Source organism: Streptomyces sp. NPDC050147, assembly GCF_040660195.1.
In the GTDB taxonomy this organism is placed as follows: Bacteria; Actinomycetota; Actinomycetes; order Streptomycetales; family Streptomycetaceae; genus Streptomyces.
In genome coordinates this window covers 582,430-604,613 of the sequence record NZ_JBFALJ010000002.1, presented here as the reverse complement: position 1 = coordinate 604,613, position 22,184 = coordinate 582,430, and the positions used below count along the sequence as shown (strand labels likewise).

The window sequence follows — 22,184 nt, the reverse complement described above, 5'->3', positions numbered from 1 at the left end:
GATGGCCCTATGGCCCGATATCGGATGACAGATATCAAAGGGCAGATATCCCACTTCGTACAACGTCTACAGAAAGCACCTCCCCCGTGACCGCCACCCGTATCCTCGTCCTCAACTCCGGCTCCTCGTCGGTGAAGTACCAGCTGCTCGACATGCGCGACAGCTCGCGGCTCGCGGTCGGCCTGGTCGAGCGCATCGGCGAGGAGACCTCGCGGCTCAAGCACACCCCGCTGTCCGGCGGCGGCGAGGAGCGGGAGCGCGAGGAGCCGATCGCCGACCACGAGGCGGCGCTGAAGGCCGTCGCCGCCGAACTGAAGGCCGACGGGCTCGGCCTCGACTCCCCCGAGCTGGCCGCGATCGGTCACCGCGTGGTGCACGGCGGGCTGAAGTTCAGCGCGCCGACGGTCATCACGGACGAGGTGCTCGCGGAGATCCAGCGGCTCGTCCCGGTGGCGCCGCTGCACAACCCGGCCAACATCACCGGCATCCGTACGGCCCAGGCGCTGCGCCCGGATCTCCCGCAGGTCGCCGTCTTCGACACGGCGTTCCACACGACGATGCCGGAGTCGGCGGCGCGCTACGCGATCGACGTGGCCACCGCCGACCAGCACCGCGTGCGGCGCTACGGCTTCCATGGGACGTCGCACGCGTACGTGTCCCGGCAGACCGCCAAGCTGCTCGGCAGGACGCCGCAGGAGGTGAACGTCATCGTGCTGCACCTGGGCAACGGCGCCTCCGCGAGCGCCGTGCGGGGCGGCAGGTGCGTGGAGACTTCGATGGGGCTCACGCCGCTTGAGGGTCTTGTGATGGGTACTCGTTCCGGTGACGTGGACCCGGCGGTCGTCTTTCACCTGGCCCGCGTCGGCGGGATGTCGATCGACGAGGTCGACACCCTGCTCAACAAGAAGAGCGGTCTGGTCGGTCTCTGCGGCGACAACGACATGCGGGAGATCCGGCGCCGCGTCGACGAGGGCGACGAGGCGGCCACGCTCGCCTTCGACATCTACATCCACCGTCTGAAGAAGTACATCGGCGCCTACTACGCCGTACTCGGCCGGGTGGACGCCGTCGCCTTCACGGCGGGGGTCGGTGAGAACGCGGCGCCGGTGCGGGAAGCTGCCGTCGCGGGCCTGGAGGAGCTGGGGCTCGCGGTCGACGGAGAGCTCAACGCTGTACGTTCCGACGAGGCCCGCCTCGTCTCACCGGAGTACGCGCGGGTCGCGGTCGCCGTTGTCCCCACCGATGAGGAGCTGGAGATCGCGCAGCAGACCTACGCGCTGGTCGGGAACCGTCATAACAACCCGTCGTAATCACAATTCATCAGCAATTCGTCACCGCAACGCCTGAGCGCAGTTCCGCCCATTTGTAGATTCCACCAGACGGAATATTCCGTAGCGAAACAAACCGATAGGATCGCCCCTATGCGCCGTTCCAAAATCGTCTGCACGCTGGGCCCCGCCGTCGACTCCGAAGAGCAGCTCGTCTCGCTGATCGAGGCCGGCATGAATGTGGCCCGCTTCAACTTCAGCCACGGCACGCACGCCGAACACCAGGGGCGGTACGACCGCGTCCGTGCGGCTGCCGACAAGACCGGCCGTGCCGTCGGCGTCCTCGCCGACCTGCAGGGCCCGAAGATCCGTCTGGAGACCTTCGCCGAGGGCCCCGTCGAGCTGGTGCGCGGTGACGAGTTCACCATCACCACCGAGGACGTCCCCGGCGACAAGACCATCTGTGGCACCACCTACAAGGGCCTGCCCGGTGACGTCTCCAAGGGCGACCAGATCCTGATCAACGACGGCAACGTCGAGCTGCGCGTCGTCGAGGTGAGCGGGCCGCAGGTGAAGACGATCGTCGTCGAGGGCGGCGTCATCTCCGACCACAAGGGCATCAACCTGCCCGGCGCGGCCGTGAACGTGCCCGCGCTCTCCGAGAAGGACATCGAGGACCTGCGCTTCGCGCTGAAGATGGGCTGCGACATGGTCGCCCTCTCCTTCGTGCGCGACGCGAGCGACGTCAAGGACGTCCACAAGGTGATGGACGAGGAGGGCCGCCGGGTCCCCGTCATCGCCAAGGTGGAGAAGCCGCAGGCCGTCGCCAACATGGAGGGCGTCGTCGCGGCCTTCGACGCCGTCATGGTCGCCCGTGGTGACCTGGCCGTCGAGTACCCGCTCGAAAAGGTCCCGATGGTGCAGAAGCGCCTCGTGGAGATGTGCCGCCGCAACGCCAAGCCGGTGATCGTCGCGACCCAGATGATGGAGTCGATGATCACCAACTCGCGCCCCACGCGCGCCGAGGCGTCCGATGTCGCCAACGCGATCCTGGACGGCGCGGACGCGGTCATGCTGTCCGCCGAGTCGTCCGTGGGCGCCTACCCGATCGAGACCGTCAAGACGATGTCGAAGATCGTCGCGGCGGCCGAGGAGGAGCTGCTCTCCAAGGGTCTGCAGCCGCTCGTGCCCGGCAAGAAGCCGCGTACGCAGGGTGGTTCGGTGGCTCGTGCCGCCGCCGAGATCGCGGACTTCCTCGGCGCCGAGGCGCTGATCGCCTTCACGCAGTCCGGTGACACGGCCCGTCGTCTGTCCCGCTACCGCGCGGCCCAGCCGATCCTGGCCTTCACCACCGACGAGGCCACCCGCAACCAGCTCTCCCTGAGCTGGGGCGTGGACTCGTACGTCGTGCCGCACGTCGACAACACCGACGCGATGGTCGACCTCGTGGACGCCGAGCTGGTGAGGCTGAACCGCTTCAACGACGGCGACACCGTGATCATCACGGCAGGTTCGCCCCCCGGTGTCCCCGGCACCACCAACATGGTCCGGGTGCACCACCTGGGCGGCGAGCGCGGCTGATCCCCGCTCCTGACACGACACTGAGGGCGCCCCCTGATGCAGGGGGCGCCCTCAGTGCTCTGCGGCTCCCGGTGGGGTCTTGGGGACCGGCCGCTGATCGTACGAGGATCAGTCGGTGATCGTCTGGCTCAGGCCGGGAACGTGCAGGTTGCCGCCGAACTGCCCCGCCTGCTGCACCTTCACGTCCGTGAAGTAGATCAGCGGGATGTTCAGGGGCGGCGGGTGCTCCGGGTCGAACGTGATCGGTATCAGGCCGAAGAGCTTGCCGGAGATCGACTCGGTGTACATCGTCGTCTCGCCGCCACGGATCGTGGACGTGGAGCCCTTCTCGGCCTGGACGTGGTACTTCTTGCCGGCCGGGCCCTCGACGATCTGGTGCAGGTCACCGATGTCCGTGTTCTGGACGACATACTTCAGGGCCTGCTTGGTCTTGCCGCCCGGCATCGTCAGGTTCACGACGCCCTGGTAGTCCGCGCCCTTGAGGGTGAGCGAGCTGGCTTCCAGGTGCCACGGCTGGTTCGGGATCGGCGCGGGCGTCTGCTCGGCCTTTCCGTCGACCTTCTTCTCGACGACGCACGGGAACGGCTTCTTGCCGTTCTCGTCCGGTGCCATCGGGTCCGCGGACTCCTCGGCCTCCGCCTCGTCGGCAGCCTTCTCGGCGGCCTTCTCTGCGTCTTCCTTGGCGTCTTCCTTGGCCTTGTCGACCGTGTCCCCGGCCTTGCCCGCACCGTCCTTGACGCCGTCCGTGACCCCGCCGACGGTGTCCTCGACGGGCTTGGTGACGTCGTCCACCGTGTCCTTCGCGGCGTCCGTACCGGACCGGGGGGACTTGCTCTCCTCCGAGGCGGAGGGAGTCGGCGTGGGGCTCTTCGACTCCTTCTCGTCGGGCGTGAAGAGGTCCTCGAGCGCGGGGCCGACACCCAGCGGGTCCAGCGGATTCTTGCTCTCGGAGGGCTCCGGAGCGGGCTCAGCGTCCTTGTCGTCCTTGCCCTGCGAAGGCGACGGAGTCGGCTCGGCCTTGCCGGAACCGGCGTCCGAGCCCGCCTTGTCACCGGCGGCGGGAGCGGGCGTCGGCTCGGCGGTGGCCTTGCCGTCGTCGCCCTTGCCGGTCTTGTCGGCCTTGTCGGCGGCTTCCTTCTCCGCCTGCTCGGCCTTCTCCTTCTCCGCCTTCTCCTCGGCAGCCTTGTCGGCTTCCTTGGTGGCCTCGGATGCATCGTCCGGCGCCGTGACACACGGGCCGTCCTGGAAGGGGTTCTTCGGCAGCGGCTTGGCCTGCGCGAGCTGGGGGGTCAGGCCCATGCCCATGAGGACCGCGGTCGGCATGGCCGCGATGGCTATCGCCTTGCCCGCCGGGACATGCAGGCGGGTGAGGAGCGGCTTTCTGGGTGCCGCGTGGCGCGGCCCGGATCTCGCGCGGGCCTCCCCCGCGGAGTCCACCTGGTGCACCTCGTCAGCCGGCACGGTGCCTCCCGTTCGTCCCGTTGTCCGGGCTCGTTCCTGACAGATCGTCCGTAGTGCCGCTCACCCCGTTCGCGGCCCCCGCGGCCGCGGGCTCCGGCGCCCCGTCGTCAGAGCCTTCGGTCCGCTTCTTCGCGGATGCCTTCACCGGCTTGGCCGCCGCCCAGGAGATGCCGAGGGCACCACCGAGCAGAGCGAGCAGGAAGCCGATGACGAAGCCGCCGAAGTTGGAGACCACCAGGGAGACCAGGGCGAGCAGGATCGCCGCGACACCCGCGAAGATCCGGGAATGCGGCTGGAACCACATGGTCAGGCCGAGCACCACGAGCAGGACGCCGATGATGAGCGAACCGGCACCGGCGGTCGTCGCCATCCGGATCGTCATCGTGCCGATCGTGAGGTTCGCGTACGGGAAGTACATGATCGGGATGCCGCCGAGCAACGTCAGCAGACCACCCCAGAACGGGCGCTGACCGCGCCACCCTCGGAACGATCGGCGCATCCGGCCGAGCTTGTCGCCCAGTCCCACTTGCGCTTCGGCGCTCATGTCGTACAGCTCCTCGGGGAATGGCGTTGGTTCTGTGTGTCCTGCGGATTCGGGCACGGGGACGGTCGAGGTCAAGATCCGTGCGCCCCCGCGCCCGGCCGTTCTTCGCAACAAGTACCGGTGCTAAGGCATCAGTTGCCTCAGTAGCACTCGTGCTTGCCCTTCTTGACCGACATGGCCAGACCAGAGAGCTTGAAGGTGCCGGCGGTGGTCGCCCACGCGCGCTGCTTGACGTCGGTGAACCGCACCTTGTCAGCCTGCTGCGCGAACGAGTCGGGGGCGTACTTGTCACCCTTCGACGGACCCGGGCCCTTGGTGGTCTGGTCGACCGAGACACCGATGTCGACGTTGGTGAACGTCGCGTCGGCCTTCAGGTCATCGGCGTCGATGTAGAGCTTCTTCGCCTCGACCCTGGGGCCGCCCTTGGCGCCGGCCTTGAGGGTCATCGACACGTCGCCGAAGACGGGGACCGGAACGACGACGGACTGACACAGGTTGGTGATCTTGGCTGATTCGAGGCCGACGACGGCGACCGGGTGGTTACCCGACTTGCCGCTGTCGAGCGCCCCGTACTGGACGAAACCCGTACCGTCGAGCTGGTCGGCAGTCACCTTGAACTGCTGACCGGACACACTGAACGATGCCGCGAGTGCACCCTGCGAGAGGGCCACGCCTATCGCGGCAGTCGCCGCGACGCTCGGCACCATGACTACGGCGAACCGCTTCCATCTGGTTCCGCCACGAGCCACGGACTCCATGACTTTCCTCCTTCTCGGACGTACATCTCCGGCCCTGACTGATCCCGTTCGGGCGGCTCAGTCGGGCAGGGATGGGAGAAGCGCTACGTCCTCGGGAGATCACCCCCGAGCGACAACCACTGGTCGCACGCGACACGCACAACCTGCCGGACAGGCCCTGCCGATGGCAGAGACCCCCCTGTCCAAGGCCGGTGACGGGGTGTCTCCGGCCTGCTCGGTGGGGACCCAGAAAGCCCGCTCCCGACTGGCTTTCGGGCTGCGGGTTATTGGACCGAGCGTCGCCGATCGTGGTGCATTCTCGGTCCCCGCACAAGGGGCTTCGTTACTGGCTAGTAACGGAGCGATAACCGAACCACGACCGGGCGGTATCGGTCGGCCACGGACGGTGCACCCATGGGCAGGAACAGACCAGGATGTTGAAGGGCACAACGGGACACAAGACCGACCTGGCCTTACTCCGAGTAACAGTGGCCGCGTTTACCAAGTTTTGGTAAAGCGCGGCCACTGTGACGCCTTGGCGGCGAATTTTCACTCGGGCATCACAAGCCCCGGCGTTTAGGGACTGGTCAGCGAACGACCGGGGGAACGGATCAGAAGAGCACCCGCGCGAGCTGCGTCCGCGCCGCCGTCACCCGGGGGTCGTCCGAGCCGACCACCTCAAGGAGTTCGAGGAGCCGCACGCGCGCGGCGTCCCGGTCCTCTCCCGCCGTGCGCCGCACCGCGTCGATGAGCCGCCCGAAGGCGTCCTCCACGTGCCCGCCGACCAGATCCAGGTCGGCGGCGACGATCTGCGCGGCCACGTCCGTGGGCCGGTCGGCGGCGTCCTTGCGCACCTGCTGCGGGTCAAGGCCCTGTACGCGCCGCAGCAGTTCGGCCTGGGCCAGGCCGAGCTTGGCCTCGGTGTTGCCGGGGTCGTCGTTCAGTACGTTGCGGTACGCCTGGACGGCGCCGCCGAAGTCGCCCGCGTCCAGCGCCTGGACAGCGGCTTCGAGCAGGGCGTCGTACGGCCCCGGGGGCGCCTCGGCGACGGGGGCGTCCTGCCGCTCCTCGCCCTGTGCGTCCGGGTCGACGGCGAGGCCGGTCAGACCGAAGCGCTCCTCGCCGACCTGGATCAACTGGTCCAGGGTCTGGCGGATCTGCTCCACCGGGGCCGCGCCCTGGAAGAGCGGCAGGGCCTGCCCGGCCACCACCGCGAAGACGGCCGGGATCCCCTGGACCCCGAACTGCTGCATCAGCATCTGGTTGGCGTCGACGTCGATCTTGGCGAGGACGAAACGGCCGTTGTACTCCCGCGCGAGGCCTTCGAGCAGCGGGCTCAGCTGCTTGCACGGCTCGCACCACTCGGCCCAGAAGTCGATGACGACGGGCACTTCGGTGGAGCGCTGCAGGACCTCGCGCTCGAACCCGGCCTCGTCTACGTCGATGACGAGACTCGACGGGGAGACGCCCGATACGGCACCCCCGCCCTGCCTGGCCGCTTCGGCGCGCGCCTGCTCCGCCTTCGCCTTGGCCTCCTGGGCCGCCTTCACGGCGGCGAGGTCGACGACTCCGCTCATGGACATGTTCCGTGGCTGCATGAGTACATCCTCCCCCAAGCCGTGCCGGAACCGCGCCCGTCCGAGGCCCCCCGCCGGATTGCGGGGCCGCGGACGGTCGTGGCGCCAAGGTCCCGAGGAGGACCGATGGTTGCGGCGCAGGGTCCCCACCCTGCGCCGGTGCTTGCCGCTCTGGTTGTCGCTGTGGTCGTGCTGTGGTTGTCGCTGTTCGTTCGCGGCGAAAGAAAGCGGGCGCCGAGGAGTTGCCGTTCGTCCCGCCCGCTCTTCTTTCGCTACGGCTCGTAGCGTAACTGCCATGCGATGCCGAGGGGACGGCGGGCCTGCGAGAACTCCGGTGATCTGCCTCACGCGCCGCCGCTCAGACCCTTTCCGTACTGGCCGGTATGGTCGCGGGATGCAGCACCGCTTCCCCCCTCACGCCCGTACCGGTGGCCGCCCCCGCAACGCCGCGGCGGACACCGCGATCCTGGAGTCGACCCGTCAGGCCCTGGTCGAGCTCGGCTGGTCCAAGCTGACCCTCGGAGATGTCGCCACGCGCGCGGGCGTCGCCAAGACGACCCTGTACCGGCGCTGGGCGGGCAAGAGCGAGCTGGTCGTGGACGCGGTGGCGGAGCTGTTCGACGAGCTGGAACTGCCGGACCGCGGCAGCCTGGCGGCGGACATCGAGGGCGTGGTGCTGCAGTTCGCGGCGCTGCTCGGCCGTCCCGAGACGAAGACCGCGTTGATGGCCGTGGTGGCGGAGTCGACGTCGGACGAGCCGCTGCGGGAGCGGATCCGTACGTCGATCGTGGACCGCCAGAAGCGGCTGGTCCTGGCGGGGCGCAAGCGGGCCCAGGACCGCGGGGAGCTGCCGCCCGAACCCGATCCCGCCGCCGCCCGGCGCACGGCCGACCTCATCTTCGACGTGATCGCCGGCGCGGTGGTCCACCGCACCCTGGTCAGCGCGGAACCGGTCGACGAGGCCTGGGCCCGCAGCTTCACGCTGCTCCTGCTGGGCGGCTTGGCGGCGGCTGCCGGGCCGGAGGCCACCACCAGCCCCTGACCCGCCCGCCTCCGCGCCTCCGCGCCACCGCCCCGCAGGCGAAAGTCAGACCTGGTAGCGGTCCGCCGCGAAGAGGTGGAGATGGTCCGCGACCCAGGACGACGTCCTCTTCAGCCCCTCACTCAAGGAAACCGACGGAGTCCAGCCCGCCAAGGCCCTCGCCCGGGAGTTGTCCGACAGGAGCCGCTGGACCTCGCTCCCCGAGGGACGCAGGCGGGACGGGTCGACGACCACCTTCGCCTCGCGACCGGACGCCTCGATCAGCGCCTCGGCCAGCGCACCGATCGAGATCTCCTGGCCCACGCCGAGGTTGACCGCGTGGCCGAGAGCCGCGTCGCACCGCGCCAGGGCCATGAAGCCCCGCGCGGTGTCCGTCACGTACGTGAAGTCCCGAGTGGGTGTCAGTGAGCCCAGCTTGATCTCCCGCGCACCGGAGTGCAGTTGGGCCAGGATCGCGGGAATCACCGCGCGGGCCGACTGCCGCGGGCCATAGGTGTTGAAGGGGCGGACCACCGTCACCGGCAGCTCGAACGCGTGCCAGTGCGAGAGCACCGTCATGTCGGCGCCGATCTTCGAGGCGGAGTACGGGGATTGGGGCTGGAGGGGATGGGACTCGCTGATGGGAGCCGTCAGCGCCGTCCCGTACACCTCGCTCGTGGAGGTGTGGACGAGCCGCCGCACGTCGTGCCGCCTGCACGCCTCCGCCACGTTCTCCGTACCGACGACGTTCGTCTGGACGTACGCCCCCGGTGAGTCGTACGAGTACGGAATCCCGATCAGCGCGGCCAGGTGGAAGACCGTGTCGCAGCCCGCGACCGCGTCCATCACGCGCCCCGCGTCACGGACGTCGCCCGCGAGCATCTCGACCCGCGGGTCCCCGAGGAGATGCGCGAGGTGGCCCTTCTCCGCGTACGGCTTGTAGTGCACGAAGGCGCGGACCTTCGCGCCCTGCTCCAGGAGCAGGTCGACGAGCGTCGAGCCGATGAAGCCCTCGGCCCCGGTGACAAGGACCGTGCGGCCGGCCCAGCTGAAGGTGGTGTCGTCGCTGCTCATGCGTACTCCAGGTGCGGTGTGTGGTGGGTGAGTTCGATGACCCGCTCGGCGAGCAGATCGGCGGCCCGCGCATGCGGGCCCGGGTCGGCCGCCCCGCTCATCGCGGCCAGCCGCGCCGGATCGGCGAGCAGCGGTCCGACGAGCTCCGCGAGCCGTGCGGCCGTCGTCTCTCCGTCGGGCAGCAACAGCCCCGCGCCCGCGTCGCACAGGACGCGCGCGTTGTGGGTCTGGTGGTCGCCGGGCGCGTGCGGATAGGGGACGAGGACGGCGGGAACCCCGGTGGCGGCGAGCTCGGCGACGGTCGCCGAACCGGCGCGGCAGATCACCAGATCGGCCGCCGCGTACGCGAGGTCCATCCGGTCGAGATAGGGCACGGCGCGGGCGGTCGCCTCCACGCCCGCCTCCGTCAGGCGCCGCCGCGTCTCGTCGAGCGCGGCGGGTCCCGTCTTGATCAGCAGCTGTACGTCGGGGCGGTGCCGCCAGCGCGCCGCGAGCCCCACGGCCGCCTCGGTCAGCCGGGCGGCGCCGAGGCTGCCGCCGTTGAAGAGCAGCAGCCGGGCCGCGTCCGGCACCCCGTACTCCCGGCGGGCCCCGGCCCGCAGCGCGCCCCGGTCGAGCGCGGCGAGGGGCGCCGCGATGGGCATCCCGGTGGTGTACGCGCGCTCGCCGCCCGGCAGATGCTCCCGGCTGCGGTCGAAGGCGACGGCGATGTTCGGGGTGAGGCGGGCCGCGAAGCGGTTGGCCCGGCCCGGCACCGCGTTGGACTCGTGGATCAGACTCGGCAGGGCCGCCATCCGGGCGCCGACGATGACGGGAGCGCTCGGGTAGCCGCCCATCCCGACCGCGACCTGCGCCCCCTGCTCCCGCAGGATCGCGCGGCACTGGACGCCGGACTTCACCAGGGCGGCGGGCAGGAGGAACCGCTTGGCGCCGAGCGACGGGTCGAACGGGATCATGTCGACGGTGTGGAGGCGGTACCCGGCCTCCGGTATCAGCCGGGTCTCAAGGCCCCGTTCCGTGCCGACGAAGGAGACGACCGCGCTCGGCACCGCCCGGCGCAGGGCGTCGGCGAGGGCGAGCCCGGGATAGATGTGTCCACCGGTGCCGCCCGCGCCGATGACGACGGAGAGAGGGGCCCGCCCGTTGGCACGGGGCCCTGTCTCGGGAGATCGCATATCGGGTGTTCGCATGGCAATGGAGCATCACGAGCAGGTCTAAGAGGGTTTTAAGAGCCGCGTTTGGCACCTTGGGTCCATGAGCTTCACGAGCAGGCCCAGGCCGCCCGCGACCGGCGGCGGCCCGTCACCGGCCAAGATCCTCGTGGTCGACGACGACCCCGAGGTCCGCGCGGCGGTCGAGGACGGCCTCACCGTCGAGGGCCATGTGGTGCGCGGCGCCGCGGACGGACAGCGCGCGCTCTCGGCAGTGGCCCGCTGGGAGCCGGACCTGGTGGTCCTGGACGTGATGATGCCCGTCATGGACGGCCTCGCCGTCTGCCGGCAGATGCGCGCCGTCGGCGACCGCACCCCCGTCCTCGTCCTGACCGCCCTCGGCTCGGTGAGCGAACGCGTCGACGGCCTCGACGCGGGCGCCGACGACTACCTGGTGAAGCCCTTCGCGCTGGACGAGCTGGTCGCCCGCGTCCGTGCCCTGCTGCGCCGCGCCGCCCCGGAGCCGCACTCCCCCGTCGACGCCGACGACCTCGCGTACGGCGATCTCGTCCTCGACCCGTCGACCCGCACCGGTCGCCGCGGCCACCGCACGGTCGAGTTCAGCCGCACCGAGGCCGCCCTCCTTGAACTGCTCCTGCGCAACGCCGGGCAGGTGCTTCCGCGCGAGCTCATCCAGGAGTCGGTCTGGGGGCGCGACTTCGGGCCGGACTCCAACTCCCTCGCGGTGTACGTCGGTTACCTGCGCCGCAAGCTGGAGTCGGACGGCGAGCCCCGCCTCGTGCACACCGTGCACGGCGTCGGCTACCGGCTGGGCAACCCATGAGCGCCCGGCACAGGCTCGGCGCGCGGTGGCGGCGCAGGCGTCCGCTGCGCACCCGGCTCGCGCTCGCCGCGGCGGCGGCCGTCGCCCTGGTCGCGGTCGGGGTGTGCGTGGCCGCGTTCCTCGTCATCCGCTACAAGCTCTACCAGCAGCTCGACCAGAACCTCGCCCAGTCGGCGACCCTCATCGCCCAGCAGCGGGAGTACGACGCCGAGCCGGGCGTCGTCACGGACGAGTGCCGCTACCCCGGCACCCCCGCCTGTTCCCAGATCGTCCCCGCGGACGCCGCGGACGACCCGTCGAAGCCCTATCTGCTCCCGGTCACCGAGTCCACCAGGAAGGTCGCGAGCGGCCGGGCCGCCCCGTACTACACGAGCCTGACGCTGTACGGGAAGCCGACCCGCATGTACACGACCAACTACGGCACGGGGAACGCCGTCCAGGTCGCCCTGCGCGCCGACATCGCCGAGCGCGGCGTGCGGCAGGCCGCGGGGCTGCTTTCCGCGGTGGGCGGCGCCGGAGTGCTCCTGTCGGGGCTCGGCGGCTACTGGGTCTCGCGCACCGGCCTCGCCCCGGTCGCCCGCCTCACCGCCACGGCCGAGCGCATCGCGGCGACCCGTGACGCCCGCCACCGCATCGAGCTGCCGCCGGGGCCGCCGGGCCGCGAGGACGAGGTGACCCGCCTGGCCGCCGCGTTCAACGCGATGCTGGCCGAGCTGGAGGAGTCGGTCACGGCACGCCGTCGCCTGGTCGCCGATGCCTCGCACGAGCTGCGTACGCCGCTGACCGCGCTGCGTACGAACGCCGAACTCCTGGCCCGCGGCGACCGGTTGACCGAGGCTCAGCGCGACCGGGCGTCCGGCGCGCTCGGCCGTCAGCTCCGCGAGGTCACCGGCATGGTCAACGACCTGATCGAGCTGGCACGCGACGAGGAGCCGCAGCCCCTCCTCGAAGAGGTGCGGCTGGCCCCCCTGCTCACGCACGTCGTCGACGCGGCGCGCGGCCACTGGCCGCAGGTGCCGTTCACGCTGCGGGTGGCACCGGACGCCGTCGGCGCGAGCATCCCCGGTGTCCCCGCGCGCCTCTCCCGCCTCGTCACCAATCTCCTGGACAACGCGGCGAAGTTCAGCCCGCCGGGCACGCCCGTGGAGGTCTCCCTCACCCCTGCCGCCCTGACGGTCCGCGACCACGGTCCCGGTATCGCTCAGGAGGATCTGCCGTACGTCTTCGACCGCTTCTACCGCGCCGAGAAGGCGCGCGCCCTGCCGGGCTCGGGCCTCGGCCTCGCGATGGCCCGCCAGATCGCCCACGCGCACGGAGCGGAGCTCGCGGCGGAGAGGGCGCCCGGCGGGGGCGCGCTGTTCCGGCTGACGCTGCCGGGTTGATCGTGCGCGGCCGGCTAGTCGTTCTTCCAGGCGCAGCTGCCGAGCGTGGCCTTGCCCTTGGCGAGCAGCCGGTCGGCCTCGTCGGCGGGGAGAACGCGCGTGTGATCGCCGCGGCAGATGACCGTGCGGTCGCCGTGTCCCGCCAGGTCGACCAGGATCTGGTCCCAGTGGCGGTACTGCACGTCGTGCCCGGAGTCCGCGTAGGTACGCACCTTCGCCTTGCCCGGCAGCTCGTCCTGCCAGGTCTTGAGGGTGGCCGGCGGCACGGTCGTGTCCTTCTCGCCGCCGTAGAGGTAGACGGGGGCGTCGAGCTTCGCGAGGTCGGGGCCCGGCCGCCCGCAGTACAGCTTCTGCTCGTGCACCTGCGGCGCGGGGTCCGCCTGCTGACCGCGCTGGTTGTAGGTGCGAGCGCCTTCCTCGTACGCCGTGTCGGCGAAGCCCGGTATGGACTTCACGGGGCTGTCGTCGGGGAACGCCCACCACTTGCGCGGGTCCCTGATCGAGTCCTTCACGGTGGCGGCGAGCTCGTCGTCGGACATCGAGCAGTACGCGGGCTTCGTGCCGTAGGGCGGCAGGGCGGCGGCGAGGTGCAGGGCGGAGATCCGCTCGGGGGCGCGCCCGGCGAGTTCCGCCGCGTAGGGGCCGCCGCCCGAGATCGCGATCACGCTCACGTCGTCCACGCCGAGCTTGTCGAGGACCTCGAGGGTGTCGGCGGCGAAGTCGGCCTTGCCGAGCTTCTCGTCGTACTCCGTGTCGCCGAAGCCGTTGCGCTCGACGGAGATGAGGCGCAGGCCCAGGTCCTCGCGGGTGGTGCGGAAGAAGTCCGTCATGTGCGCGGCGCGGGCGCTCGTGCCGGTGCCGCCTATGAACAGGACGGGCTTGCCCTTCTTGTCTCCGGTGTCGGAGTAGTGAGCCGTCCGGCCGTTCGAGAGCTTCGCCGCGTGCACGTCGGGGCCGAGCGAGTCGAAGGTGTCCTGGACCTTCGGCTCGGCGGGCGGGCTCGCGCTCACCTCTCCGGAGCCGTACACCGTCAGCGCACCGAGAAGAGTGAGCGTCGCGGCTCCGATGGCGATCACGGCGGTACGGGTGGGGCCGGACGGGCTCACGGGTGACACAGGGAGACTCCTGGGGCAGGCGGAACTGACGCGAGCGCGCGCCTACCCAGCTCCTTGCATCTGACACCCACAAATTCCGGCCGGGTTCCAAGAGGGCCCCGCAGGGGCCTTTCAGGGGCGCGGGGCTGTGACACATGCGGCTCCGCCGCGCGGGCGCGACCAGCCACGACGGGCCTTTAAGGGGCGCGGGGAACTGCGCGACCAGCCACAATGGCCCCGCAGATCCCCACGCACCTAAAGCACCGAGCTAGAACCCCGGCGGTTCGGTGTAAATCCCCCACTCGTCCCGCAGGACACCACAGATCTCCCCGAGGGTGGCCTCCGCACGGACCGCCTCCAGCATGGGCGGGATCATGTTCGCCCCGTCCCGCGCAGCCGCCAGCATGGCGTCAAGCGAGGCCCGCACCCGCGCATCGTCCCGCGCCGAGCGGCGCACGCCGAGGGCCTTGACCTGCTCCCGCTCCACCTCGTGGGAGACCCGGAGGATCTCCAGGTCGCCGGTGACGGACCCGTGGTGGACGTTGACGCCCACGACGCGCTTGTCGCCCTTCTCCAGGGACTGCTGGTACTGGAACGCCGACTCGGCGATCTCACCGGTGAACCAGCCGTCCTCGATGCCGCGCAGGATGCCGGAGGTCATGGGACCGATGGGGTGCTCCCCGTTGGGGTGCGCCCGGCGCCCGCGCTCCTTGATCTGCTCGAAGATCTTCTCGGCGTCGGCCTCGATGCGGTCGGTGAGCTGCTCGACGTACCAGGAGCCGCCCAGCGGGTCCGCGACGTTGGCGACGCCCGTCTCCTCCATGAGCACCTGCTGCGTGCGCAGCGCGATCTCGGCGGCCTGCTCGCTCGGCAGCGCGAGGGTCTCGTCGAGGGCGTTCGTGTGCAGGGAGTTCGTGCCGCCGAGGACCGCGGAGAGGGCCTCGACGGCGGTGCGTACGACGTTGTTGTAGGGCTGCTGGGCGGTGAGCGAGACGCCCGCGGTCTGCGTGTGGAAGCGCAGCCACTGGGCCTTGTCGGTCTTCGCGCCGTACACGTCCCGCATCCAGCGGGCCCAGATGCGGCGCGCGGCGCGGAACTTGGCGATCTCCTCGAAGAAGTCCAGGTGAGCGTCGAAGAAGAAGCTGAGTCCGGGCGCGAAGACGTCCACGTCCATGCCGCGGCTCAGGCCGAGCTCGACGTATCCGAAGCCGTCCGCGAGGGTGTACGCGAGCTCCTGCGCGGCCGTGGCACCGGCCTCGCGGATGTGGTAGCCGGAGACCGACAGGGGCTTGTAGGCGGGGATGTCGCGCGCGCAGTGCTCCATCAGGTCGCCGATGAGGCGCAGGTGCGGCTCGGGCTGGAAGAGCCACTCCTTCTGGGCGATGTACTCCTTGAAGATGTCCGTCTGGAGCGTGCCGTTCAGGACGGCCGGGTCGATGCCCTGCCGTTCGGCGGCGACCAGATACATGCAGAAGACGGGGACGGCGGGTCCGGAGATCGTCATCGACGTCGTGACGTCACCGAGCGGGATGTCCTGGAACAGGACCTCCATGTCGGCGGCCGAGTCGATGGCGACCCCGCAGTGCCCGACCTCGCCGAGGGACTGGGGCTCGTCGGAGTCCCGGCCCATCAGGGTCGGCATGTCGAAGGCCACGGAGAGTCCGCCGCCGCCGTTGGCCAGGATCGTCTTGTAGCGCTCGTTCGTCTGCTCGGCGTTGCCGAAGCCGGCGAACTGGCGGATGGTCCAGGTCCGGCCGCGGTAGCCGGTGGCGTGGAGTCCGCGGGTGAAGGGGTATTCGCCGGGCCATCCGATCCGTTCGAATCCCTCATAGGCGTCCCCGGGCCGTGGCCCGTAGACGGGCTCGACCGGGTCGCCGGAGAGCGTGGTGAAATCCGCGTCGCGCTTCTTCGCGGTGTCGTACCGGGCCTGCCAGCGACGGCGGCCCTCCTCGATGGCGTCAGCGTCCATACCTTCGAATTTACTTGGACGTCCTAGTAAATGTCGATGGCTCACCGCCACGGGTCTGTCCGTGGCGGCGTGGTTACGCTTTGGCGGTGGCCGGGGAGCCGTCGACGATCAGCGGCTCGACCTCACGCGCGACCTTGCGCTCCACGAAGAACGCGGCGGTGGGGATGGTGCCCGAGACGAGCACCCAGAGCAGCTTCCCGAACGGCCACTTCGCCTTGGAGCCCAGGTCGAAGGCGAAGATCAGGTAGATGATGTAGAGGACGCCGTGGACCTGGGAGACGACCAGCGTCAGGCCCTCGCCCTTGTCGAAGCCGTACTTGAAAATCATGCAGGTGCACAGCACGAGCAACATGACGGCGGTGACATAGGCCATCACCCGGTAACGGGTCAGCACGCTTCGCTTCATGCCTACGAGCGTATCGGCCCGTTTTGCGCGATCTTCCGGCGGCCCCGGCACGACCGGAACGCGGGGTTCAACCGCCCCTCTACTGCTCCTCGAAGTCCTCCGCCGCCACCCGCAAGGGCCGCAGCATCGCGAAGATCTCCGCGCACTCCTCGGCGTCGTACACCCCGAGCCCGAAGTCCATGGCCATCAGCTCGCGGGTGGCCGCCTCGACGACCTCGCGGCCCTTCTCCGTGATGGAGGCGAGGGTGCCGCGCCCGTCGTTCGGATTGGGGCGCTTGTCGACCAGTCCGGACTTGACCAGGCGGTCGACGGTGTTGGTCACGGAGGTGGGATGGACCATGAGCCGCTCGCCGATCTTGGACATCGGCAACTCGCCCGCCTGCGAGAACGTGAGAAGGACCAGCGCCTCGTACCGCGCGAAGGTCAGCCCGTACGGCTTGACGACCGCGTCGACCTCACCGAGGAGGATCTGGTGCGCCCGCATGATCGAGGTGATCGCGCCCATGGCCGGTACGGACCCCCAGCGCTGCTTCCAGAGTTCGTCGGCGCGGGCGATGGGATCGAAGGGGAGGCTGAGCGGCTTCGGCACGCCAAAGACCTTACCCGCCGGTCACATGGTGGTCAGCCCCGTCTCGGGATTCGGTCCCCTGTTCCCGTAGGTCGGCGGGTCGGCCGTCGGCCGTACGGCGCGTTGCCCGGACCTCGGCGGCCAGCGCGAGGCAGCAGAGCGTGCCGAGCGCGCCCGCGGCCGTGACGACGGTGCTCACCGCGAAGAACTCCGCCGCGAGCCCGGCGAGCGCCATCCCGGCCCCCTGGATCGTCATGAGCCCCGCCGTGTGCACGGTCATGGCCCGCCCGCGCAGCTCCTCGGGGACGGCGTCGACGAACCACCGGTCGACGCCCAGCGTGTACGCCGATCCGGCACCGGCGAGCACCAGGGCGAGCATCGCCCACATCAGGCCCGGCGTGACCACGTACACCGTGAGCGGCAGGAGCGTGACGGAGGCGAGCGGCAGCGCGACGCGGGCGCGGGAGGTCGCGGAGAGCACGGACCCCGCGTACAGCTCCGCGGCGATCGTGCCGACCGGCAGCGCGCACATCAGAAGCCCGACGCCCGCGACGCCGACGCCGATCTGATCGGCGTACGGCGCGGCGAGCGCCTCCGGGGCGACCATGAACATCGGCGGCGCCCAGAGCAGGAGCAGCAGCGCCCTGATCCGGCGGTCGCCGAGCACCTGTCCGACGCCGCTGAGCGAGTACTTCATCAGGGCGGACCCGCCGCCTCCGCGCGCGGGCCTGCGCCGGGTGCCGCACCGCAGGAGCAGCGCCGACGCGGCGAACGTGCAGACGGTGATGAGGAGCGCCCCGCGCGGTGACACGACGGTGAGCAGGACGCCGCCGAGCCCGAACCCGACGAGCACGGAGCTCTGCGAGACGATCCGGAGCAGGGAGCGCCCGAGGATGAACAGATCCCCGTCCCCGAGGATGTCGGTGAGGGTGGCCATCCGCGTCCCCTGGAAGACGGGCGACACGAGGGCGATGGCGCATCGCAGCGCGAGCAGCGCGAAGACGGGCGTGGCGGGCAGGGTCATGAGCGCCGCGCACCCGGCGCACACCATGTCGCACAGCACGAGCACCCGGCGCGGCGGATACCGGTCGGCGATCCCGGACAGCAGGGTCCCGCCCACGAGGTAGGGCAGCATCCCCAGGGCGAAGGTGAGCGCGCTGAGCAGCGGCGAGCCGGTGAGCCCGTACACGAGCACGGTGAGCGCGACCTCGCTGACGACCACTCCGAGCAGCGAGAGCGCGTGGGCGAGGAAGACGGCACGGAACTCGCGGACCGTGAAGAGGCGGAGATAGCCGGAGGGTTCGGGGGCGCTGGGGTTCTGTGCGGGCATCTGCGCACCCTGCACGCGCGCGTGCCCCTCGCCCTAGAGTTTCGGTTCCAGGCGAATCATGGGGGTGAGCGCGTGCCGAACCGGTTGCACTTCGGGCCTGACGACCTCCTGCGGTGCCGGTTCGCCGTGTCGCCGCTGTGGGAGACGCAGGAAGCCGTGCGCACCCTGAAGCGGCCCGAGCGGCACGGCTACCACCCGCAGTGGCTGCGGCGGATCCGCGCGGGGAGTGCCGGGCTCGAACTGGACGCCCTGTGGCTCCTGATGCCGATGCGCGGCTACACCCCGGACTTCATCGGCCCGCCCCCCATCGGGCCCGCCGCCACCTTCGAGGAGGAGATCGCGGCCGTGCGCGCGGCCGACCCCGACGCGGCGCGGGAGGAACTGGCGCGGGCGCTCGCCTGCACCGCGGGGGCCGCCGAATCCCCGCAGGGGCGCGCCCTGCTCGCTGATCCCGCACGCGCGGTACGGGACCTCGCGGATGCCGTGGAGGCCGCCTGGCGCACCCTCGTCGAGCCGGACTGGCCCCGGCTGCGCGCGCTCCTGGAGGCGGACGTCGCCTTCCACTCCCGGCGGCTCGCGGAGATCGGGCTCGGCGCGCTGGTCGCCGAACTCGACCCGCGGATCGCCTGGGACGGGGGCACACTGACCGTCGCCCGGCGTGGCGACCACGTGCGGCATCTGGCGGGGCAGGGCCTCGTCCTGATGCCCAGCGTCTTCGCCTGGCCCGACGTGGTGGGCGGCCACGAGCCACCCTGGCAGCCGACCCTCGTCTACCCCGCCCGCGGCCTCGCGGGGCTCTGGACCGAGCCGAGCGACCGCACCTCCGAAGCGCTCGTGAGGCTCCTGGGGCGGGGCCGGGCCTCCGTCCTGGCCGCACTCACCGACCCCGCCACCACCTCGGCCCTGGCACATCGCCTGGGGCTCGCCCCCTCGTCCGTCTCCGCGCACCTCGGCGCACTGCGCGGCGCGGGGCTGCTGGTCTCGCGGCGGTACGGACACCAGGTGCTGTACGAACGCACTCCGCTCGGCATCGCGCTGGCGAGCGGCGGAGGAGCGGAGGGGGTATCTGAGGCCCGCCCCAGTGTCGTAACCAAGGGCGATTGGACCGTTATGTAACGATTGCCCGGTCACCGTCGCCCATAGGGGGCTGGATGTACCGGCTGCTCCGCACGTTCACCGCACTCACGGCCCTCACGGCGCTGGGGCTCACGGCAGGGTGCTCCTCCGAATCCGGCACGAAGGGCAAGGAGGGGACGGCCACCGAGGCCGGCGCCTCCCCCGCGGCCACCCAGAAGGCCCCGCAGAGCGCCTTCTGGGTCGACCCGCAGAGCGCTGCCGCCCGACAGGTCAGGCAGTGGGAGCAGGAGGGCCGCACCGAGGACGCCGCCGCGCTCAAGCGGATCTCCGAGCAGCCCATGGCCGTGTGGCCCGCCGGTGACGACCCGGCCCCGGACATCAAGGCGGCCGTCGACGGCGCCGCGCAGGCGGACCGCACCGCCGTGCTCGTCGCGTACAACATCCCGCACCGCGACTGCGGGCAGCACTCCGCGGGCGGCGCGCAGAGCTCGGACTTCTACCGGCAGTGGATCGACACGTTCGCCGGCACCATCGGCGACAGACCGGCCGTCGTCATCCTGGAGCCGGACGCCATCCCGCACATCGTGGACGGCTGCACCCCCGCCGAGTACCACGCCGACCGCTACCAACTGCTCTCCGAAGCCATCCAGCGGCTCAAGCGGCAGCCCCGGGTGAAGGTCTACCTGGACGCGGGCAACCCGGGCTGGATCAGCGAGGCCGACAAGCTCGCCGAGCCGCTCCGGCAGGCGGGGATCGCGCAGGCGGACGGCTTCTCGCTGAACGTGTCGAACTTCCAGGACGACGAGACCATCAAGGCGTACGGCCGCAGCCTCTCGGGGACCGTCGGCGGCAAGCACTTCGTGATGGACACCAGCCGCAACGGCAAGGGCCCGCTCGCCGGCGACCGTGAGGACGCCTGGTGCAATCCCCCGGGGCGCGGTCTCGGCACACCGCCCACGGACAAGACGGGTGACGCGCTGCTCGACGCGGTCCTGTGGATCAAGCGGCCCGGCGACTCGGACGGGCCGTGCCGGGGCGGACCGGCCGCGGGCCAGTGGTGGCCCGACTACGCGCTCGGTCTCGCGCGCAACGCCAAGGCCACCTGACCGCGGCGGCTTAAGGTCTTGGCTACGGCTACGCCCCGCTCACGTGGATCCACTTCGCCTCCGACGACGTGCCGTCCTGGTCCGTCACGAACAGCATGTACCAGCCCGGCGGCACCAGTGCGGTGTCACCCCTGGGTACCTCCACGGTCACCTCGCCCTTGCCCTTCGTGAGGCCGAGCGCGATGGACCGCTGCTCGACGTCCGTCGTGTGCGTCACCGCGCTGGGGCGCATCAGGCGGGCCGAGGCGATCTTCTCGGGGCTCTTGGTGCGGAACGTCGCGCGGCCGTCCGCCGCCAACTCCTCGGGGCCCTCGCCCAGAACCGGACGGTTGTTGCCCGCCTTGTGCAGCGTGGGCGGCGTGAAGACCTCCATGCGCTGCTCGAAGTGGCCGAGCTTGGTGTTCTCCTGGTTGTCGAAGAGCGGGTCGGAGCCGAACGTGACGACCCGTCCGTCGGGCAGGAGCAGCGCCTCGGAGTGGTAGTTGCGGCCCACCTTGGGAGAGGCGGCCTGCCGGAAGCTGTTCGACTTGGGGTCGTAGAACTGCGCCTTGAGGATGTTGCTCGCCCCACGCCCCCGGTAGTCCTTGGAGCCGTTGGACGTGAACACCGAGTCGTCCGGCAGGATCACGCTGTTCAGGTAGCGCGTGCCCTGCGGCAGTTCGGGCCCCGTCCTGAAGGAGGGGCTCTTCTCCTTGAGGTCCACCACGGCCGTGCGCCGGGTCGACTTGTCGGACTCGCCGACGCCTCCGCCGCCCAGGATCATCACCTTCTGGTCCTGCGCCGGGGGCAGCAGGAGGGACGCGGACGTCTCCGTCTGGTCGAGGTCGACAAGGCCGGGGATCTTCTCGAACTTGTTGGTCTTCAGGTCCCAGAGGCCGGGCTCACGGCCCTTGTCGGCGGGGCCGTAGCCCGCGTTCGACGCCGGGTAGAAGAGCTTGCCGCCCTTGGTGAGGAAGAGCGCGGGGTAGGTCGGGAAGTAGCGCTTGGGGCCGTTGGTCCACTTCTTCGTCTTCGGGTCGTAGATCTCGTTGTCGCCCGGGTCGATCATGCCCACGTCGTCGAGGCCGGAGACCGCGAGCACCTTGCCGTCGTCGAGGCCGACGAGCGTGGGGTACCAGCGGGCCTTCTTCATCGGCTCCACGGGGATGTACTTCTCGGCCTTCGGGTCGAACTCGTACGCCGCCTTGATCCCCTGGAAGTCCTGCTTGTCCATGGTGATCTTCTCGGCGATCCCGTACGCGTTGTCCGCCGCCTTGCCGGTGAGGCCCTCGATCTCGTACTGCGCCGACTTCTGCGTGGCGAACTCTTCGCCCTCCCGGGCGGCCTCGACGAAGACGCGCGCCTCACTCGCCTTGATCGTCGTCTTCCAGGGCTTCATCACGCCGGACTTGGAGTACGTGATCTGGTAGTCCCGCTCGGCCTTGGGGACCCTGACGTCGAACTTGCTGACGTACTCGACGCCTGACGGCGAGCGGAAACGGGTGCCCTTCTTGAGGACGATGGCCTTGTCGGGGTTCTCGTTCTTGACGCGCATGCCGCCGCCGGCCCGGTCGATCTCCCCGTCGAGGAGTTCGTAGCGCGCCGTGCCGCCCGCCACCAGGAGCCGGCCGTCGGGGAGTTGGGCGTGGCCCGAGCAGAAGAAGTCCTCCGGGGTCCTGACCTTCTTGAAGGTGTCCTTCTTCGGGTCCCACAGGATCGTGTCGAACGCCCCCGCGTCGAACTTCTTCTGCTCGTTCCCGGAGCCCGCGACGATCAGGACCTTGCCGGTGTGCAGGAGCGCGGCGTGGATGGCGTTGGTGCGGAACTCCTCGGGGATGCCGATCTGCTTCCAGGAGCCGTACTTGGCCTTGTAGCCGGGCTGCGAGATCTTGTACTCGTAGTACTGCTCCTCGGCGAAGGAGAGCGCCGCCGGTGCGTTGAGCCCGACGAGCAGCGCGCCCGCCCCGACACCCAGGACTGTCTTCTTCGTCCGCTGAGAGGGCCGGTAAGCCATG

19 protein-coding genes are annotated in these 22,184 nt (G+C 70.5%); 7 read left to right on the top strand and 12 right to left on the bottom strand.

Annotation, left to right across the window (positions count from 1 at the left end; genetic code table 11):
* Positions 1–86: 86 nt before the first annotated feature.
* Complete coding sequence (locus AB0I94_RS06430; RefSeq protein WP_363308257.1) at positions 87–1,310, top strand: acetate kinase; 1,224 nt, start codon at positions 87–89, stop codon at positions 1,308–1,310.
* Positions 1,311–1,421: 111 nt separating this feature from the next.
* Entirely contained in the window at positions 1,422–2,849 is a 1,428-nt protein-coding gene (gene pyk, locus AB0I94_RS06425) for a pyruvate kinase (protein ID WP_363308256.1), read from the top strand.
* Between the two features lie 108 nt (positions 2,850–2,957).
* Here the strand turns inward: pyk and AB0I94_RS06420 are convergent, their stop codons facing one another.
* The 4 genes from AB0I94_RS06420 to AB0I94_RS06405 all read right to left on the bottom strand — a co-directional run bounded on the left by AB0I94_RS06420 (position 2,958) and on the right by AB0I94_RS06405 (position 7,189).
* The gene (locus AB0I94_RS06420; protein WP_363308255.1) at positions 2,958–4,310 is read right to left on the bottom strand and encodes a hypothetical protein; all 1,353 of its coding nucleotides are present in this window, start codon (positions 4,308–4,310) and stop codon (positions 2,958–2,960) included.
* Positions 4,300–4,854 (bottom strand): DUF6114 domain-containing protein, encoded by a 555-nt coding sequence (locus AB0I94_RS06415; protein ID WP_363308254.1) that lies wholly within the window; start codon positions 4,852–4,854, stop codon positions 4,300–4,302. Before AB0I94_RS06415 ends, AB0I94_RS06420 begins: the two co-directional genes overlap by 11 nt.
* A gap of 140 nt (positions 4,855–4,994) precedes the next feature.
* Positions 4,995–5,612 (bottom strand): DUF6230 family protein, encoded by a 618-nt coding sequence (locus tag AB0I94_RS06410; protein ID WP_363308253.1) that lies wholly within the window; start codon positions 5,610–5,612, stop codon positions 4,995–4,997.
* 590 nt (positions 5,613–6,202) lie between these two features.
* Positions 6,203–7,189: a tetratricopeptide repeat protein gene (locus tag AB0I94_RS06405; RefSeq protein WP_363308252.1), complete on the bottom strand. Its 987-nt coding sequence runs from the start codon at positions 7,187–7,189 to the stop codon at positions 6,203–6,205.
* Positions 7,190–7,562: 373 nt separating this feature from the next.
* Here AB0I94_RS06405 and AB0I94_RS06400 point away from each other — a divergent pair, with 373 nt between their 5' ends.
* Positions 7,563–8,210 (top strand): TetR/AcrR family transcriptional regulator, encoded by a 648-nt coding sequence (locus tag AB0I94_RS06400; protein ID WP_363308251.1) that lies wholly within the window; start codon positions 7,563–7,565, stop codon positions 8,208–8,210.
* A 45-nt stretch (positions 8,211–8,255) separates the two neighbouring features.
* On the opposite strand, the gene AB0I94_RS06395 is transcribed toward AB0I94_RS06400, so the two are convergent.
* Complete coding sequence (locus AB0I94_RS06395) at positions 8,256–9,263, bottom strand: GDP-mannose 4,6-dehydratase (protein WP_363308250.1); 1,008 nt, start codon at positions 9,261–9,263, stop codon at positions 8,256–8,258.
* The gene (locus AB0I94_RS06390) at positions 9,260–10,438 is read right to left on the bottom strand and encodes a UDP-N-acetylglucosamine--N-acetylmuramyl-(pentapeptide) pyrophosphoryl-undecaprenol N-acetylglucosamine transferase (protein ID WP_363308321.1); all 1,179 of its coding nucleotides are present in this window, start codon (positions 10,436–10,438) and stop codon (positions 9,260–9,262) included. The genes AB0I94_RS06395 and AB0I94_RS06390 overlap by 4 nt, the downstream gene beginning before the upstream one ends.
* Positions 10,439–10,517: 79 nt before the next feature.
* Between AB0I94_RS06390 and AB0I94_RS06385 the strand changes: the two genes are divergently transcribed.
* Both AB0I94_RS06385 and AB0I94_RS06380 read left to right on the top strand, forming a co-directional pair.
* Positions 10,518–11,258, top strand: coding sequence for a response regulator transcription factor (locus AB0I94_RS06385; RefSeq protein WP_363308249.1), 741 nt, complete (start codon positions 10,518–10,520; stop codon positions 11,256–11,258).
* Positions 11,255–12,640, top strand: a complete 1,386-nt coding sequence (locus AB0I94_RS06380; RefSeq protein WP_363308248.1) for a HAMP domain-containing sensor histidine kinase — start codon at positions 11,255–11,257, stop codon at positions 12,638–12,640. The genes AB0I94_RS06385 and AB0I94_RS06380 overlap by 4 nt, the downstream gene beginning before the upstream one ends.
* 14 nt (positions 12,641–12,654) lie before the next feature.
* Here the strand turns inward: AB0I94_RS06380 and AB0I94_RS06375 are convergent, their stop codons facing one another.
* The 5 genes from AB0I94_RS06375 to AB0I94_RS06355 form a co-directional block, all read right to left on the bottom strand.
* Positions 12,655–13,755: an alpha/beta hydrolase gene (locus tag AB0I94_RS06375; protein WP_363308247.1), complete on the bottom strand. Its 1,101-nt coding sequence runs from the start codon at positions 13,753–13,755 to the stop codon at positions 12,655–12,657.
* Between the two features lie 247 nt (positions 13,756–14,002).
* Complete coding sequence (locus AB0I94_RS06370; RefSeq protein WP_363308246.1) at positions 14,003–15,703, bottom strand: methylmalonyl-CoA mutase family protein; 1,701 nt, start codon at positions 15,701–15,703, stop codon at positions 14,003–14,005.
* A gap of 73 nt (positions 15,704–15,776) precedes the next feature.
* Complete coding sequence (locus AB0I94_RS06365) at positions 15,777–16,109, bottom strand: DUF3817 domain-containing protein (protein WP_363308245.1); 333 nt, start codon at positions 16,107–16,109, stop codon at positions 15,777–15,779.
* 79 nt (positions 16,110–16,188) lie between these two features.
* Entirely contained in the window at positions 16,189–16,698 is a 510-nt protein-coding gene (locus AB0I94_RS06360) for a MarR family transcriptional regulator (RefSeq protein ID WP_363308244.1), read from the bottom strand.
* Positions 16,699–16,708: 10 nt separating this feature from the next.
* The gene (locus tag AB0I94_RS06355) at positions 16,709–18,007 is read right to left on the bottom strand and encodes an MFS transporter (protein WP_363308243.1); all 1,299 of its coding nucleotides are present in this window, start codon (positions 18,005–18,007) and stop codon (positions 16,709–16,711) included.
* A gap of 72 nt (positions 18,008–18,079) precedes the next feature.
* Here AB0I94_RS06355 and AB0I94_RS06350 point away from each other — a divergent pair, with 72 nt between their 5' ends.
* Together AB0I94_RS06350 and AB0I94_RS06345 are read left to right on the top strand one after the other, a co-directional pair.
* A complete protein-coding gene (locus tag AB0I94_RS06350; RefSeq protein WP_363308242.1) occupies positions 18,080–19,123 on the top strand; it encodes a DUF5937 family protein in 1,044 nt (347 codons plus the stop codon).
* Positions 19,124–19,158: 35 nt separating this feature from the next.
* Positions 19,159–20,190, top strand: a complete 1,032-nt coding sequence (locus AB0I94_RS06345; RefSeq protein ID WP_363308241.1) for a glycoside hydrolase family 6 protein — start codon at positions 19,159–19,161, stop codon at positions 20,188–20,190.
* Positions 20,191–20,218: 28 nt separating this feature from the next.
* Here the strand turns inward: AB0I94_RS06345 and AB0I94_RS06340 are convergent, their stop codons facing one another.
* Positions 20,219–22,183, bottom strand: coding sequence for a kelch motif-containing protein (locus AB0I94_RS06340; RefSeq protein ID WP_363308240.1), 1,965 nt, complete (start codon positions 22,181–22,183; stop codon positions 20,219–20,221).
* Position 22,184 lies beyond the last annotated feature (1 nt).